Source organism: Paenibacillus lentus (genome assembly GCF_042714055.1).
In the GTDB taxonomy this organism is placed as follows: Bacteria; Bacillota; Bacilli; order Paenibacillales; family Paenibacillaceae; genus Fontibacillus; species Fontibacillus lentus_A.
Window position 1 is genome coordinate 79,970 of the sequence record NZ_JBHGVC010000003.1, and the last position, 16,973, is coordinate 96,942.

The 16,973-nt window shown below is 52.3% G+C and carries 14 protein-coding genes; 11 read left to right on the top strand and 3 right to left on the bottom strand.

From position 1 onward, the window contains the following. The first annotated feature begins 82 nt into the window (after positions 1-82). From ACE3MQ_RS07130 to ACE3MQ_RS07140, 3 genes are all read left to right on the top strand, one after another. On the top strand, positions 83-1,195 hold the full coding sequence (locus ACE3MQ_RS07130) for a glycoside hydrolase family 88/105 protein (RefSeq protein WP_379392456.1): 1,113 nt from the start codon (positions 83-85) through the stop codon (positions 1,193-1,195). A 40-nt stretch (positions 1,196-1,235) separates the two neighbouring features. Continuing rightward, a complete protein-coding gene (locus ACE3MQ_RS07135; protein ID WP_379392457.1) occupies positions 1,236-2,603 on the top strand; it encodes a glycoside hydrolase family 28 protein in 1,368 nt (455 codons plus the stop codon). A gap of 78 nt (positions 2,604-2,681) precedes the next feature. Continuing rightward, positions 2,682-4,265 carry a glycoside hydrolase family 43 protein gene (locus tag ACE3MQ_RS07140; RefSeq protein ID WP_379391927.1) on the top strand — a complete coding sequence of 528 codons (1,584 nt, stop codon included), beginning with the start codon at positions 2,682-2,684 and terminating at the stop codon, positions 4,263-4,265. Positions 4,266-4,382: 117 nt separating this feature from the next. Here ACE3MQ_RS07140 and ACE3MQ_RS07145 read toward each other — a convergent pair whose 3' ends face one another. After that, entirely contained in the window at positions 4,383-5,234 is an 852-nt protein-coding gene (locus tag ACE3MQ_RS07145) for a helix-turn-helix transcriptional regulator (RefSeq protein ID WP_379391928.1), read from the bottom strand. A gap of 166 nt (positions 5,235-5,400) precedes the next feature. Between ACE3MQ_RS07145 and ACE3MQ_RS07150 the strand changes: the two genes are divergently transcribed. Then, positions 5,401-6,789 carry a family 4 glycosyl hydrolase gene (locus ACE3MQ_RS07150; RefSeq protein WP_379391929.1) on the top strand — a complete coding sequence of 463 codons (1,389 nt, stop codon included), beginning with the start codon at positions 5,401-5,403 and terminating at the stop codon, positions 6,787-6,789. Between the two features lie 38 nt (positions 6,790-6,827). Next, the gene (locus ACE3MQ_RS07155) at positions 6,828-7,070 is read left to right on the top strand and encodes a hypothetical protein (protein WP_379391930.1); all 243 of its coding nucleotides are present in this window, start codon (positions 6,828-6,830) and stop codon (positions 7,068-7,070) included. On the opposite strand, the gene ACE3MQ_RS07160 is transcribed toward ACE3MQ_RS07155, so the two are convergent. Continuing rightward, the gene (locus ACE3MQ_RS07160; protein WP_379391931.1) at positions 7,050-8,087 is read right to left on the bottom strand and encodes a LacI family DNA-binding transcriptional regulator; all 1,038 of its coding nucleotides are present in this window, start codon (positions 8,085-8,087) and stop codon (positions 7,050-7,052) included. The genes ACE3MQ_RS07155 and ACE3MQ_RS07160 overlap by 21 nt on opposite strands. 278 nt (positions 8,088-8,365) lie before the next feature. On the opposite strand from ACE3MQ_RS07160, the gene ACE3MQ_RS07165 reads away from it, so the two are divergent. The 6 genes from ACE3MQ_RS07165 to ACE3MQ_RS07190 all read left to right on the top strand — a co-directional run bounded on the left by ACE3MQ_RS07165 (position 8,366) and on the right by ACE3MQ_RS07190 (position 15,883). After that, the gene (locus ACE3MQ_RS07165) at positions 8,366-9,799 is read left to right on the top strand and encodes an L-fucose/L-arabinose isomerase family protein (RefSeq protein WP_379391932.1); all 1,434 of its coding nucleotides are present in this window, start codon (positions 8,366-8,368) and stop codon (positions 9,797-9,799) included. A 31-nt stretch (positions 9,800-9,830) separates the two neighbouring features. Beyond that, a complete protein-coding gene (locus ACE3MQ_RS07170; protein WP_379392458.1) occupies positions 9,831-10,676 on the top strand; it encodes a transketolase in 846 nt (281 codons plus the stop codon). Between the two features lie 2 nt (positions 10,677-10,678). Next, complete coding sequence (locus tag ACE3MQ_RS07175; RefSeq protein WP_379391933.1) at positions 10,679-11,617, top strand: transketolase family protein; 939 nt, start codon at positions 10,679-10,681, stop codon at positions 11,615-11,617. A 12-nt stretch (positions 11,618-11,629) separates the two neighbouring features. After that, positions 11,630-13,204 carry a glycerol kinase GlpK gene (gene glpK, locus ACE3MQ_RS07180; RefSeq protein ID WP_379391934.1) on the top strand — a complete coding sequence of 525 codons (1,575 nt, stop codon included), beginning with the start codon at positions 11,630-11,632 and terminating at the stop codon, positions 13,202-13,204. 102 nt (positions 13,205-13,306) lie between these two features. After that, positions 13,307-14,887: a glycoside hydrolase family 43 protein gene (locus ACE3MQ_RS07185; RefSeq protein WP_379391935.1), complete on the top strand. Its 1,581-nt coding sequence runs from the start codon at positions 13,307-13,309 to the stop codon at positions 14,885-14,887. A gap of 75 nt (positions 14,888-14,962) precedes the next feature. Further along, positions 14,963-15,883 carry a nucleoside hydrolase gene (locus ACE3MQ_RS07190; RefSeq protein WP_379391936.1) on the top strand — a complete coding sequence of 307 codons (921 nt, stop codon included), beginning with the start codon at positions 14,963-14,965 and terminating at the stop codon, positions 15,881-15,883. Positions 15,884-15,939: 56 nt separating this feature from the next. On the opposite strand, the gene ACE3MQ_RS07195 is transcribed toward ACE3MQ_RS07190, so the two are convergent. After that, the gene (locus tag ACE3MQ_RS07195) at positions 15,940-16,965 is read right to left on the bottom strand and encodes a Gfo/Idh/MocA family protein (RefSeq protein WP_379391937.1); all 1,026 of its coding nucleotides are present in this window, start codon (positions 16,963-16,965) and stop codon (positions 15,940-15,942) included. Positions 16,966-16,973: the final 8 nt, after the last annotated feature.

The following is a 16,973-nucleotide window of genomic DNA, read 5'->3' on the forward strand; positions in this document are numbered from 1 at the left end:
TGAGGTCATGAACCGGGCTGTTCCGTCCGCAGAACTGCCTGCTGGCGGAACAGTCCATTTTACAACAAGGAGGATGATCGGCATGAAACGGCCGCAATGGGCGGAACGAACCGCAGAGTCCATCATGGAACGCACGCCGAAGCTGTACCAGAAGGGCTATAACGGCAAATGGTCTTACGATTACGGGGTTATTTTGAAAGGCTTTGAACGGCTTTGGAGGGTAACAGGGGAAGAGCGGTACTTCAAATATATACGGGACAATCTGGATTACTTCATTCAGGATGACGGTTCTGTGCTCGGTTACCGTCAGGACGAGCATAATATCGACCATTTGAACAACGGCAAACTGCTGTTTATTCTGTACAAGGAAACCGGCGAGGAGAAATACAAGCGTGCGGCGGCTTTGCTCAGGGAGCAGTTGAAGACGCACCCGCGCACATCGGAAGGGGCCTTTTGGCATAAGCAGATTTATCCTTATCAGATCTGGCTGGACGGATTGTACATGGGGGCTCCTTTTTATTTAGAGTTCTTGCTTACCTTCGAGCAGGGAGAGGATCTGAATGACGTTACAAAACAGTTCATTCTCTGTGAACGGCATACGAGGGACGAGAAGACAGGACTTCTCTATCATGCTTGGGATGAACAGCGAGTGCAGCCGTGGTGCAACCCGCAGACAGGGCAGTCGCCGAATTTCTGGGGAAGGTCGCTCGGCTGGTTCGTCATGGCGCTGGTTGACGTCCTGGAAATGCTGCCGGCGGATCATGGGGATTATCCGGAGCTGACGCGCATTCTAAACGATACGTTAAAAGCGTTAAGGAGCTATCAGGATGCTGATTCGGGCGTATGGCACCAAGTTGTAGATGCGGGGAAGCGCAAAGGCAATTACTTGGAAGCCTCTGCTTCCAGCATGATCGTGTACGCGATGGCTAAAGGCGTCCGTCTCGGCCTGCTCGGATCGGATTGGCATAAGACGCTGAATCGCGCCTATGCGGGCTTGATCTCGGAATTTGTGCTGGAGACGAAGGAGGGCTGGGTCAATCTGAACAAAAATTGCCAAGTGGCGGGCTTAGGCGGTGAGGATCGGCGCGATGGAACCTATGCGTACTACATCAGTGAACCGATCATAACGAATGATCAGAAGGGACTTGGCGCCTTCCTGCAGGCTTGTACGGAATATGAGTTTTTGGAGCGATAGGCGCATGGCGCAGCATTTATCTGATGGAGGAGACAAGAGCATGCTGTTTTTTAATATCGATGATTACGGTGCCAGCAAAAATAGCCCCGAGCTTTCGACGGAAGCGATTGCGTCTGCCATTGCTGCTGCGGCCGAGGCGGGGGGAGGTACGGTTTACGTGCCGCCGGGGCAATATCGTACAGGCGCTATTATGATGAGGAGCAACATTGAGCTTCATATAAGCCCGGGAGCTACGCTCTCCTTTAGTGATCATCCGGAGGATTATCCGACGGTAGATTCCTGCTGGGAAGGCGTGAAGCAGAAGGTGTATGCCTCGTGCATCTTCGGCAAGGATTTGGAGAATGTGTCCGTAACCGGCATGGGGAGGATTGAAGGGAACGGGCAGGCTTGGTGGGACAAGCACAGAAACCGCCGGGAGGAGCTTGCTTATCCTCGCCCTAAGCTGATCAGCTTTGACAGCTGCCGCCGGGTAACGCTGCGGGATGTTTCTTTGGCGAATTCGCCGAGCTGGACGGTTCATCCAGTTCGCTGTCAGGATGTGACGATCGATAATCTGTCGATCTTCAATCCTGCAGACTCGCCGAACACGGACGGCATCGACCCGGAGTCCTGTACGAACGTTCGCATCAGCAACTGCCAAATTGACGTAGGGGATGATTGCATCGCCATTAAAGCGGGGACGGAGGATACGAAGGGGCGCGTTCCCTGCGAGAACATCACAATTACCAATTGTACGATGATTCATGGACATGGAGGCGTCGTGATCGGCAGCGAGATGAGCGGCGACGTCCGTAACGTGGTCATTTCCAATTGCGTGTTCAAGCAAACCGACCGCGGTATCCGCCTGAAATCCAGGCGCGGACGAGGAGGAATCGTCGAGGATATCCGTGTAAGCAATATCGTCATGGAGGACGTGCTTTGCCCGTTTATCTTGAACTTGTACTATTTCTGCGGGCCGCGTGGCAAAGACAAATACGTATGGGACAAGCATCCGCATCCGGTTACGGAGGAGACGCCATGCTTTCGCCGGATCCATTTCGAAAACATTACCGCCCGAAGGGTGCATGCCGCCGCCGGGTTCCTGTATGGCCTCGCTGAGCAATATGTTACGGAGGTGACCTTCGATCAGATCGATATATCGATGGCTGAGAATGCTACGCCCGGACAGCCGGCGATGATGGCGGGCATCAAGGATATGAGCAACCGGGGCTTCTTCCTTGGTAACGTACGAGATATTCGCTTCCGGAACGTAACCGTGGAGAACCATGAAGGGCCGGCCTTTTATGTTGAGAACGGCGAACGGGTTACGGTGGAGAGTTGCGAATCCCGGAATACGAAGCAAGCGGAGCAGCTGCTGGAGCAGGTCAACGTGCCTCCCGAGGAGAGCCTGGGGGGAACTGGAAAGTGACCTGAAATAAGGCTTTGGCGAGATGTTGGGGAGAAGCTCATGAATATAAAATAAAAAGGTTTATGGAGGGGAGCCATCTTGATTTCGGATAACAGAATTACAGGAGTGATCCGCAACCCGGTATTGCCGGGCTTTAACCCGGATCCCTGCATTGTACGGGCCGGAGACACTTATTATATTGCCGTTTCCTCGTTCGAATGGCTGCCGGGCGTTAGAGTGTACGAATCGACCAACCTGGCGGAGTGGGAGCATTGCACGGATATTTTGACGAATCAGGTTCAACTGCAGGGAAATCCAAGGAATTGCAGCATCTGGGCGCCGCAGCTCAGCTATCATGACGGATTGTTCTATCTCATGTATACGGATGTCAAGAGTACCAAGCGGCCTTTTAAGGATTGCCATAACTATTTAATTACCGCTCCATCCATCCACGGGCCTTGGTCGGAGCCGATTTATCTGAACAGCAGCGGCTTCGATCCGTCCCTGTTCCATGACGATGACGGCCGCAAGTGGCTGTTGAATGCACTGTGGGATTACCGCATTACAGAAGGCAATAAATCGAGCGGCATCGTCATTCAAGAGTACGATCCGAAGCAGCGGAAGCTAATTGGAGAGCCGCAGAAGCTGTTTGACTGCACCCCGCTGAAAAAAACGGAAGCCCCGCATATATATAAGCGGAACGGCTACTACTACCTTATTACTGCGGAAGGAGGCACAGGCAGTGGCCATGCGGTGACCGTAGCGCGATCCAAGGAACTGCTCGGGCCGTACGAGGTCGATCCGCTAAATCCGATGCTGACCTCTAGCGGGAAGCCTGAAGCAGAGCTGCAATGCGCCGGCCACGGCAGCCTGGTGGAGACGCCTGGAGGCGAGTGGTACATGGCTCACCTGTGCACCCGTCCGCTGGAAGGCCGGTATGCCATCCTTGGCAGGGAAACGGCGCTTCAACAGGTGCATTGGGATGAGGAAGGGTGGCTTCGGTTAACCTCTGGCGGCAATACGCCGCAAATGGAAGCGCCGCTGCCTAAAGGGGCGAGCATCAAGGGCGGGATTCGAGCAGAATTTGCGGATGATTTTAACGGCACAAAGCTGCATCCACGCTGGAACACGCTACGCATGATGGCTGATGAAAGCTGGTGCTCGCTTTCCGAGCGCCTGGGCCACTTGCGAATTCATGCAGGCGAATCCGCTCAGAGCTTGTTCAGCCACCATATCGTGGCCATCCGGCAAACGGATAAGTCCTTTCGGGCGGAGACAGCATTGGATCATGAGCCGACTCTGTATCTGCAAATGGCGGGATTGATGCTGTATCTGAATGAGGACAATTATTGGTACGCCTACGTCACCCATGGGGAGGGACGAGGCAGGGTTCTGCGGCTGCTGCGCTGCGAGCGGGATGAATTTACCCTTGAGCCCGTCATGATCGATTTAAAGGAAGGGCCGATTCACTTGGCCGTAGATGTTTCTGGAGTCAACGGTCAGTTTTATTATCGATCGGGCGCAGAGGAAGAGTGGCAGCCTGTCGGCGCATCGCAAAATATTAGCTTTCTGTCCGGCGGATTTACCGGTAATTTCATCGGCATCGCCGCCCACGATATGAATCAGTTTAAAGGTAGTTACGCCGATTTTCATTATTTTCGGTATATGGGCCGGGACGAATAGACCGCCGGATGCTACGGCAGTCTGTGCGGAGACGTGCTTGATCGCATGGATGAATAGCGCCGAAAAGGCTCTGAAATGCAGCAAAGCTGTCAGAGGACATGTCCTCTGACAGCTTTTTTAATCAAACTTGGATGGGGGAACGTTATAGTATTTTTTAAAAGCCTTTGAAAATGTAAACGGATCGGGGTAGCCGAGAAGGCTGGCGATTTCCTGGATCGTATATTTCTTTAAGTTCAGGTAATCCCTCGCCCGGTTCATCTTAATTTGGTAAATATATTGTCCCGGAGTAATGCCCAATGTCTTTTTGAAATAAGTGATGAAATATTTCTCGGATATGCCGACAAGCTGGGCGAGCTCACTCATTTTAATCGATTTGTGCAGATGATTGTTAATATAACCGAATACCGGCTGCAGCACGTCCAGATTCCGCTCGGCTGTTTTTGGCATTCTCCCGCTCAGAAATGTGCCGGTATACCGGTCTTGTCCATAGAGTTCAATGATTTTGGCGATGACAGCAATCAGGCAAGCTTTTAAGTATAGACGGTTCCCTGGCAAGCTGCTTAACTGATTCGATTGCGTAAAGGCTTTGCCGAACAGGACGGTTTCTTCCCGAATCAGCTCTTCCGGTATAATTCCCGAGAGTGGAAAATCGCTCAGAATTCGCTGCTGCTTGCCGATTTCGAAGTCGAAATGCACGTAAATAAACTGACAGCCCTGATCGGTAGTAGAAGCCATATAAGGAATTCCTGGATAAAAAAAGACCACATCTCCCGGCCTGGCCTGATGTTCGATTCCATCGATACGAATCGTAACGATTCCGGATTGTATGAACCAAAGATCGTAGTCGATGTGCGCCTTATGCTCGACCCACTTCCCGTCATGGGCAAGCTCAAAAACAGACTTCATTCGCAGCGAGATCAAATCCGACAATTCATTGAGAATTCCCATGTCCTTCATTTTCGTATTCATTGTCATCCCTCTACCGTAAGACATATTTCAAATAATTATAGTATATCATTGAAGTTTCCACTCATAAATAATCAAACTATTTGACATGAACGTAAAACTATCTCATATTCTACTCTCGAAATCATTCCCCTATAATGGGGTCATCACCCATTAGGAGGGCTTGATCATGACAGATTCGAAAATGCCGCAACCGAAGATCGTCGTTATCGGGGCGGGAAGTCTATTTTTTGGGCGCCAATCGATTTGGCAAATGGTTGATTCTAAATATTTGAATCAAGGAACACTTGCTTTGGTAGATACGGACGAAGAAAAGCTGTCCAAGATGGTCAGGCTTGCTGAAATGGTTGCCAAGGAGAACAATGTGCCCCTTAAAGTAGAGGGCTCGACGAATCGGAGAGAGGTACTGAAGGGTGCTGATTTCGTCGTCCTCAGCTTTGCTGAAGATACTGTAAAATATCGCGGCATCGATTGCCAGGTAGCTTTAAAATACGGAATTCGCATGTGCTCCGGGGATACGATCGGCCCAGGCGGGATCTTCAGGGCCATGAGAGAGCTGCCGGTCATTATGGAATGCGCTAAAGACATCGAGGAGCTTTGCCCCGATGCGTGGGTCATCAATTACATCAATCCATCTGCCGTCCATGGCATCGCTTTAAGCCGATATGCGCCGCAGCTGAAAACCTTCGCCCTCTGCGATAGCCACCATATGCCGCATAAGAAAGCTTATTATGCCATTCGGGCAGGCATCATTGAGGATATTAGTGAGTTCAATGAGGAAATCGATCGGAAATTTGATTTCCGCATAGCTGGCGTCAATCATTTCACCTGGCTGCTTAAGGCCGAGTATGATGGGAAGGATGTCATGCCCCAGGTAGCTGAGTCGATGAGAATATCGGCGGGAACGGAAAACGATGGCGGGGATACAGGCGCAAAGGCGCTTTATAACGATGCCATCACGTATGAGCTCTATAACATTTTCGGATATATTCCGACATGTACGGCCCACACGAAAGAATACGTTCGCTATTGGCAGGGACTCGGCAAGTCAAAGGACGTCATTCCTCCTTTATCGATTTGGGAAACGGAAGATCGGTATCAACGGCATGAGGAGATGTGGGAGCAAGTGGATGACTTCCTTTCCGGCAAACGTCCTACTGCGGACTACATGAAATCATTCGGGCCCGACCACGCCACGGATATTATCGAAAATATGGTGGGCAACTTGGGCAAGCGATTCTTTATTAATACGCTCAATAACGGGGCGGTGACGAACATGAATGACGACGCTTTCCTAGAATTGCTATGCGAAGTGAATATGGACGGGATCACCCCCCTTCACGTGGGTGAGATGCCGCGGGGAATTCGGGGCATGCAGGAGGTCGTGCTGGATACGCACGAACTAACTGCGGAGGCTGTTGTGGAACGAAGCTTCACGAAATTGAGAAGAGCGATGCTGACCGATCCGCTGGCAAATTCCATACATGATGCAGATATGATGATTAAAGAGCTGCTGGAGTTGGAGAGAGATATCATCCCGGAATATTGGTACGAGTAATTGGAGTAACGTGGGAGTAGCCGGAGGAGCCAAGGTTGATGGACGATACAGCGGCAGCTATTGCGGCATGCGGACTCATCGAAATCTCCAAGATAAAAATGCCGAAGCTATGTCCGAGATACTTTCTGTCTGCGTTAGTGTTTGAACGGATAACTGGATTGTTAAGTCTAAAAGGACGGCCAATGGCCGTCCTTTCGTTCGTTGTTAGTCACCTCGAGTTTTATGTGGAAATCCAGAGGCTGCCGTTGCGGGACACCCTGCTATTCGATGCGGCTGGATGAACCGCGTGCAATAAATTGGGTATCCACCTTGATCTTCGTCTTCGCCGGCTGGGGGGATTCGATCGATTGAATCATCAGGTCGACGGCGAGGTGAGCCATCCGTTCCTTCTCTACATGGACGGTTGACAGTTCGGGCGAGACGATGCGAGCTTCTGAAATATTATCGAAGCCAACGACCGACACATCCTCCGGAATCCGGTAGTTGAGCTCACCCAATGTCTTGATGGCGCTGATGGCAATATAGTCGCATTCGCAGAAAAAGGCGGTCGGCATTGGCTTGCCGGAGGCCAGGTAGGCAGACAGCTGACTTTTTAATTCATCCTGGGAGGATAAGATCGTAGGGGCTACGGCAAAGAAGCCGTCCTCGGCCACCTCTAACTGGTGATCATGCAGCGCGGCTAGAAAGCCTCGTTTGCGGTCTTCGAAATTATGGATTCTCACGTTGGAGGCAATGTAGCCGATATTGCGATGTCCTAAATCCGCCAGATGAGACCCGGCCTGATAGGCACCCATTACATTGTTGATCTCAATAAAATGAACCGGAAGGGTCTCGTAACAGGTGTCGAGCACGACAAGCGGTGTGGTCAGTTCATCCGCTATGGCTGCTATTTGGCCTTGATTCAGGTTCGTTCCAAGCAGAATAACCCCGTCGCTTCGTTTTTCCTCCACGATCGACTTAATGTCCTCGATGTAATGCTCCGGTTCAACCGAAGAGAACATGAGCGAATAACCGTAGCTCCGGCATCTTTCCTCGATGTATTGAATCAGCTCGCGAAAAAAAGGCTGCTGGTAATATTCCTCAAGCACGATGCCGGAATTGGCGAAGGCCAAAAAAATTAACGTTTTGAGCGTCTGCTCAGGCAAGGCTGACTTAGATTTAGGGGAATACCCGTGTTCCTTGGCGATTTGCAATATCCGCTCGCGCGTTTCCGCGCTGATGCCCTGCTTCCCACTAAGCGCAAATGATACGGCCGCTTTGGAAACCCCGGCGATTTTTGCGATGTCCTCCATTCTCACAGTTCAGAATCTCTCCATTTCCATTCATTTGTTTAGTAGGTTTAGTGTACACATCTCTAAAAAATTAATCAAGGATAAGTCGAGATCGAACTAAACAATTTAGTTTAAATAACTTAAAAAAGACTTAAATTCAGTAAACATCATTGACCTATCGTTCGTATAGTGGTAATTTTAACTCATATCCATAAAATGAACTAAACTTATTTTCGAATTTGTTTAGTTCTCATTTTAACATTAGTTTAGTTTGTTAAGTACACAATCCTTGAGGAGTGAGCCGCATGAAGAAATTGAAACTGGGGTATGCCCCGACACGCCGCTTTGTGTTCAGCGCGGAGGATGCTTTTAAGTACAAGGTGATGATCAAAGAGAAAATCCAGAGCTTCGGAATGGACTTCGAGCTCGTAGATCTTGAAGGAATCAATGAGGAAGGGCTGCTGTACGACGACCACATCTCTGCAGACAAAATTGTGGAGCGGTTCAAACGCGAAAATGTCGATGCCGTCTTTTTTCCGCATTGTAATTTCGGGACGGAGGATACGATAGCGAGGGTAGGCAAAGCGTTGGGCAAGCCGGTGCTGCTGTGGGGGCCGCGCGACGAAGCGCCGCTGGAGGACGGCATGCGCCTGCGCGATACGCAGTGCGGGCTGTTTGCGACCGGAAAGGTTCTTCGCCGTTTTAATGTGCCGTTTACGTATGTGACGAACAGCCGGGTCGATTCTCCGGTATTCGAGCGGGGATTTACGAATTTCGTAGCCGCGGCGAATGTGGTGAAGCAGTTCCGCAGTCTGCGGATTTTGCAGATTGGCCCCAGACCAACATCGTTCTGGACGATGATGTGCAATGAAGGCGAATTGCTGGAACGTTTCGGCATCGAGCTTCATCCGATCACTTTGATCGACATTCAAAGAGCTTCGAAGCAGATCGAGAAAGGCAGCAGCTCGGAGCTGGCGGAAGCGATCGACTATATTAAAGCGAAGCTGGATTGGTCGGAGGTCACCGAGGAAGACGTTCGGCGCATTGCCGCTTTGAAGGTAGCGATGAAGCAGTACGCGGTGCAGAACGGGTGCTCGGCCATTGCCATCCAATGCTGGTCGGCCCTTCAGGAGGCGATGGGAATCATGCCTTGCCTTGCCAATGCCATTCTGACCGACGAGCAAATTCCGGTGACGTGCGAGACCGATATCCACGGGGCGATCACCTCGGTGATGGTGCAGGCTGCAACGATGAACCAACTGCCGACCTTTTTTGCCGACCTGACGGTTCGGCATCCAGAGAATGAAAACGGGGAGCTATTGTTCCATTGCGGGAATTTTCCGGTATCGCTGTCTGTGGAGGAGCGGCCGAAGCTATCCCGGCATTTCCTGTTTGACGATCATTCCCCGGGGACGCATGAAGGCGAAATCAAAGGCGGCGGCATGACGCTGGCCAGATTCGATGGGGATCACGGGGAATATCAGCTGTTCCTCGGCAAGGCTCGCGGCATTCAAGGGCCATATACGCGCGGTTCTTACGTTTGGGTGGAAGTGAACGATTGGCCGTTATGGGAAGAAAAGCTGGTCAAAGGCCCTTATGTGCATCATTCCGTAGGCATACATGCCAACGTCATCCCGGCTTTGTATGAGGCCTGCAACTATATTCCCGGCTTGACGGCGGATCCCGTCGATCCGACAGAACAGCAAATCCAAGCCTGGCTGCGCGGTTCGAATTTATAAAACATCATGAAACAAGGAGGCGGCGGTGAAGATGGAAATTATTGAATTGAAGGCGAAGGCGGCGCAAATACGCATGGATCTGCTCCGGATGATTCATGGAGCCAAAGCGGGACATACCGGCGGATCGCTCAGCAATACCGATATTTTGACGGCACTTTATTATCGAGTTATGAACCTTGATCCGGCTCATCCGAAATGGGAGGATCGTGATCGTTTTATCGCCAGTAAAGGTCATGCGGTGGAATCCTTGTGGTGTATTTTGGCGGATAGAGGATTTTTCCCAAAAGATGAATTAGAGACATTCTCACAGTTTGGTACGCGGCTCATCGGTCATCCGAATAATAAAGTGCCCGGGATTGAAATGAATACGGGAGCCCTGGGGCATGGCCTCGCGATCTCGGTGGGCATGGCGCTGGCCTCCAAGCGGGACGGACGCGGCTACCGGGTATTCTGCCTGATGGGCGACGGAGAGCAGGCCGAAGGCTCCGTATGGGAAGCGGCAATGGCGGGAGCGCATTACAAGCTCGACAATTTGGTCGGCATCATTGACCGGAATGGGCTGCAAATCAGCGGCTCAACGGAAGAGGTTATGGGCCTTGATCCGCTGGACGAGAAATGGGCGGCATTTGGCTGGAACGTGATTTCGATCGACGGCAATGATATGGAGCAGCTGGTGGGTACATTGGAGGCTGCCTCGACCGTTCCAGGAAAGCCGACGCTCATTATTGCCAATACCGTGAAGGCGAAAGGCATTTCCTTTGCCGAAAATGTGCCGCATTGGCATCACCACGTACCAAGCGACGAGGAGCTTGCGAAGGCGTTGGCCGAGTTGTCCGCGGTTTTAGCCGGCTATCAACAGGAAGGGCAGGTTCGATAACAATGGGGAACAAAATTGCTAATCGTCAAGTCATTTGCGATACGCTGCTGGAGCTGGCACAGACGGATCGCGATATTATGGTGCTGGCCAGCGATTCCAGGGGCTCGGCGGCAATGGGGCCGTTCGCGCAGGCCTATCCAGAGCAATTCGTGGAGGTCGGCATTGCAGAGCAGAACATCGTCGGCATATCGGCGGGGCTGGCTCACAGCGGGAAAAAGCCGTTTGTTACTTCGCCGGCGTGTTTCTTGTCCATGCGAAGCATCGAGCAGATTAAAGTAGATGTGGCCTATTCGGCAACGAATGTGAAGCTGATCGGAATTAGCGGCGGGATTAGCTACGGGGCGCTCGGGATGTCCCACCATTCCGTGCAGGATTTGGCGGTAACGCGGGCGATACCTGGCCTTGCAGTCATTCTTCCAGCGGATCGTCATGAGACGAAGCGGATGACCGAGGCGCTCGTGAATTATGAGGGCGGCGTCTACGTTCGCATTGGGCGAAATCCGGTAGAGGATGTTTACGAATCCGCAGATTATGATTTCGTCATCGGCAAAGCCATTACGATGCGCGGCGGCTCGGATATTACGCTGATCGCGGCGGGAGAGACGGTACGGGTTGCGCTGGATGCCGAAGCGAAGCTGAAGGAAGCCGGAGTTTCCTGCCGGGTGATCAATATGCATACGATCAAGCCGCTGGATGAAGAGGCGATCATTAAGGCAGCGAGGGAGACGGGCCGTATTATTACGGTGGAAGAGCATAGCGTACACGGCGGCCTTGGAGCTGCGGTAGCGGAGGTCGTCGTACAGCATTATCCGGTGCCGCTTCGCCTGCTGGGCATTCCGGATGAACCGGCGATTGCCGGGAAAACGAAGGAAGTATTCGAACATTACGGGATCAGTGCAGAGAACATCAAGAACTTGGCGCTGGATATGCTGGGAAAATAGGAGCCAGGGGCGATGACGAACAAACAAGGATATTTGCTTACTATAGATCAGAGTACATCGGGAACGAAGGCGCTCATCATTGACTCGGCGGGGGCAATCATTGCCAAAAGCTCGGTGGAGCATAAGCAGTATTACCCCTCCCCGGGGTGGGTGGAGCATGATCCTATGGAAATTTACGAAAATGTGCTGCGCGCTTCCGAGGCCGTGCTTCAGCAAGCTGGCATCGAACCGAGCCGGCTTGCAGCCCTCACCCTGACGAATCAACGCGAAACGGCGGTGATGTGGGATCGGGCTACGGGGCTTCCGGTATGCAATGCCATTGTCTGGCAATGCCAGCGCACGGCAGAACGCTGCGAGGCGTTAAAAGCGGCGGGTTATGAAGAGATCGTAAGAGCGAAGACAGGGCTGATGCTTGATCCTTATTTCTCGGCGGCAAAATGGCGCTGGATGCTGGAGCAGGTGCCTTATATCGACCGCCTGCTGGAAGAGGGACGTTTGCTGGCAGGCACGATGGACAGCTGGCTGCTCTGGAAGCTGAGCGGTGGAGCGGTTCATGCCACGGATTACACGAATGCGAGCCGAACGTCGCTGTTCAACATCCACGAGCTGCGTTGGGACACCGAGCTGTGCGAGCTGTTCGGAGTGCCGATCGGGCTTCTGCCTGAAGTGAAGTCATCCAATGAGGTATTCGGGGTAACGAATGCGAAGGATTCAGAGCTGTTTTTCCACCCGGTGCCGATTGCCGGGATTATCGGCGATTCGCAGGCCGCATTGTTCGGACAGCACTGCTTCGAGACTGGCATGGCCAAAGCGACCTATGGCACGGGAACGTCCGTGCTGATGAATATCGGCGAGAAGCCGGTCGCCGCAGAGAATGGCCTGGTGCTCGCGATCGGCTGGAGCATCGGCGGGAAAGTAACCTACGCCTTGGAAGCCGTTATTCGTACATCGGGGGATACGATCAAGTGGGTTCGTGATAACTTGGGCTTGTTCCATACTTTTGCCGAGCTGGAGGAGTTGCTGCTTCAGTCGCATCATAATGAAGGCGTTTACCTTGTTCCGGCCTTTGTCGGGCTGGGTGCGCCATACTGGGAGCCGCAGGCCAGGGCGATGATATCCGGGATGAGCCGGGGAACGGGAAGACCCCATATTATTCGCGCCGCGCTGGAGAGCATTGCTTACCAGGTTCGGGACGCCATTGAGCTTATCGAAGAGGGGGCGGGAATCCCTCTTAAGGTGCTCCGTGCCGATGGGGGAGCTTCCGATAACGCCATACTTATGCAATTTCAGGCGGATATGCTCGGCTGCGGGGTATCCAAGTCGGACGTGGCCGAATTGTCGGCTCTGGGCTCGGCATATATGGGGGGGCTTGGCATTGGAATCTGGGATTCGCACAGTGAAATTGTAAAGCAAACGCGAAAATACGAGTTATACATGCCTTTAATGAATCAGAAGCAGCGGGCGCAAAATTACGAGGGCTGGAAGAGGGCGGTCGGAGCCGTGCTGCAAGACAGTGCCGCAGCTGGCCATTCGCCTATTACCGCAGCTCCTGAAGCCGATTCTAAAAAAAGCATACAATGCTCTTAAAAAGCAGCATACCTCCGCCCAATGCTCCATGATACAGTGAAACCAAGTGACATGAAGAGTGACTTCATGTTTCAATGCGGTTTCACTGAAAGGAGCAAGCAAATGACAAGCATTATCAATCCTGTGATCAGGGGATTTAATCCAGACGCATCGATGATTCGCGTAGGGGACGATTACTATATTGCCACCTCCACCTTCGAATGGTTTCCGGGCGTGCAAATTCACCACTCCAAAGATCTGGTACATTGGCGGCCTTTGACGCGTCCGCTAAGCCGCGTGTCTCAGCTGGATCTGCTTGGAGCACCAAGCTCTGGAGGGATATGGGCGCCGGCGCTCACTTATGATCAGGGAACGTATTATTTGATGATTACGGACGTAAAAAGCCGTAAGGGCGTATTTAAGGATCTTCATAATTATTTGTTGACGGCAACAGACATTATGGGCCCCTGGTCCGAACCGATTTACTTGAATAGCAGCGGATTCGACCCGTATTTATTCCACGATGATGACGGGCGAAAATGGCTGCTCAATATGAAATGGGATTTTCGCAAAGGAAAGGAACGGTTTGCCGGCGTAGTCATGCAGGAGTATTCGCCTGAAGAAGAGCGCCTTGTCGGCCCGGTTCACACCATAGCGACAGGTACGGATATCGGCGTCAGCGAGGGGCCGAATATGTTCAAACGGGACGGCTGGTATTATCTTCTGCTTGCCGAAGGAGGGACAGGCTGGAACCATGCAGCGACCCTGGGTCGTTCCCGCCGTATCGAAGGGCCTTACGAGTATGACCCGGAATACCCGCTCATCACAACGGTGAACGATCCGGATTATCCGCTGCAAAAGGCCGGGCACGCCGCGATTGTCGAGACGCAAAACGGAGAATGGTATATGTCCTTCATTTGCGCACGCACCCTGCCGGGACGCAGGCTGTGCCCGCTTGGCCGGGAGACGGGCATGCAGAAGCTGGAATGGACGGAGGACGGCTGGCTGCGGATCGCCGGAGGCAGACGTTTGCCGCAGCTTGAGGTAGAGCTCCCCGATCTTCCGCTTCATCCCTTCCCTCCGCTTCCCGAGACGGATCATTTCGAGGAAGCAGAGCTCGGCATCCAGTATCATACGCTCAGAGTTCCAGCGGACGAAGAATGGCTTAGTCTCACAGAGCGTCCGGGGTATTTGCGGATGCGCGGCCGCGAATCGCTGTATTCCTGGTTCAGGCAGAGTATGGTGGCAAGAAGGCTGGAGCATTTCGTATGCGAGGTGGAGACCTGCGTCGAGTTCGAGCCGGAGCATTTCAATCAGATGGCTGGATTAACCTTATACTACGATGACCGCGACCATTTTTATTTGCGGGTCAGTCATGATGAGGTGATTGGCAAGCATGTGGCGCTGACCTTGTCGGATCAAGGCAATTATGATGAGCCGGAAGGAGCTGTCGTATCGGCGGAGGGCTGGAATCGGGTATATTTGAGAGCGAACATCGAATATGATGCGATTCAGTTCAGCTGTTCCCCGGACGGCATAAATTGGTTCCATGTCGGCAGCCCGCAGGATTTGGGGCAATTGGCCGATGAATATGAGGGCAAGCTTGGGTTCACGGGCACCTTTATCGGATTGTGCGCCCAGGATTTGTCAGGAACGAAGCGGCATGCGGACTTCGATTACTTGCGCTATACGGGCAAGGAGTAGTCCGCTGAAGGCAAGAGATTGTCACGAACAAGGCTAGCATGAAATCAAAATCCAGGTTAGGGAGATGAGATATACATGAGTATGCCTTATGATGTGCCGGAACAGAAAAAGATTAGACTTATTATAAATACTGATGCCAAATGTGAAGCTGATGACCAGTATGCCATCGTGCATGCGGTGCTGACACCGAGGTTTAAAATCAAAGGAATCATTGGCGCCCACTTCGGAACCCGCAGAAAGACGGCGATGGAGGAATCTTATGCGGAAATTCATCATGTACTGAGTCTCATGGGATTGCAAGACCAGTTCGAGGTATATAAAGGAGCCCCGGTAAAAATTCCAGACATAAGTACGCCTGTACCTTCCGAGGGGGCGGAGATCATTATTCGCGAGGCGATGAAAGAGGATGAGCCGCCGTTATATGTCATTTTCCTCGGCCCTTTGACGGATTTGGCTTCGGCATATTTAATGGAGCCTGCTATCGCTGGCCGTCTTACCGCGATTTGGATTGGAGGCGGCGCCTATCCCGAAGGAAGCGGGGAGTTCAACCTTAGCAACGATATCGATGCCGCTAACGTTGTGTTCCAATCCCCCATTCCGCTCTGGCAGGTGCCCAAAAACGTATACGACATGGTGCGTGTCGGCCTGGCCGAGCTTGCAGTAAGAGTGAGGCCGCAGGGGGAGATCGGAAAATATTTGTACGAGCAGTTAATTCAGCACAACATGAATCACGGGCATCAGCCGCATTGGCCAAAAGGCGAAATGTGGGTGCTGGGCGATTCTCCCGCGGTTGCGCTTCTGCTGGATGAGCATATGTTCGAGTACGATAACGTTGCTGCACCCAGGATCGATTCACAGATGAGATATGTCCCCGGTCAAGAGGGGCGAATGATCCGTGTATATCGCAGCATCGATGCCCGATTTACATTAGAGGATTTCTACGCCAAGCTGGCTTTGTTTGCATTATCAGATGACCCACAAAAAATAGGATGCTAAATTAAAAGCTGCCCTGAGTCTATATCATCTCTATAGACGAGGAGAGCTTTTCTAGGTTAAAACAGCTCTACTGTTTGCTTGCAACGACTCCTTGAAGAAGCATAAATCGCATCAAGCAAGCCCATGGAATAGGCGGTTTCCTGCAGCGGGACGTAGCTGCCATCACCGTAGGCAAGCTTCCGATAGAATTGGTCGATCAGCCTGGCATGGCCTTGCCCCCAATAGGATTTGCCGACGGCTGGCTGTTGATCCGCACTGAATACATCGCTTTCGAGCAATTGAACATCCCCGCCGCTGACCAGCATAAGCTGATTATCCATGTAGCGCAGCAAGCCTTTCTCCATATGCATTTCAATAAAAAAGGGACTGTTCTCGGAATGCCCGTTCGTAGCGTAGAACATTCCGGCCTTGCCGTCCTTGTAAAATAAAGTAGCCTCGGCGGTATCCTCGACCTCAATGATGTCCCGCAGTACCCGCGTGTCGATAGTTCCTTGAACCGCCTCAATCTCGCCTCCGAGATAGTACAGTAAATCCAGCATATGCACGGCTTGATTGATCAAGAGGCCGCCGCCTTCGGTTGCCCATTTGCCGCGCCAGGAGTCGGATCGGTAATAGTCCGCCGTTCTCCTCCAGGTCAGGAACCCTTTAATGCCGAGCATTCGTCCAAGCGTTCCCTCCGCAATCAGCTCCTTCGCTTTCTCGATGGACGGGTTCAATCGATTTTGTAAAATCGCGCAGCAGGCCACGCCGGAAGCCTTCACTGCATCCGCTACCTTGCGTGCTTCAGCCACGTTCATGGCCACGGGCTTTTCCAGTACGATATGCTTTCCGGCCTCGGCGGCCTGAATGGCCATTTCTGCATGCAAATGATGCGGGGTGCAGATATGCAGGCTGTGAACCGCCGGATCGGACAAGACCTGCTTAAAATCGGTGTATACCCGGCAATCCTCCTTGCCAGCAAGCGTCTCGGCGCGCTCCTTCACAATATCGCATGCGCCAAACAGCTCGGAGGCCTCCGATTGCCTGATGGCTGCGGCATGAATCGGGCCGATCGCTCCGCAGCCGACAATAACGGCATTCACCCGGTTCA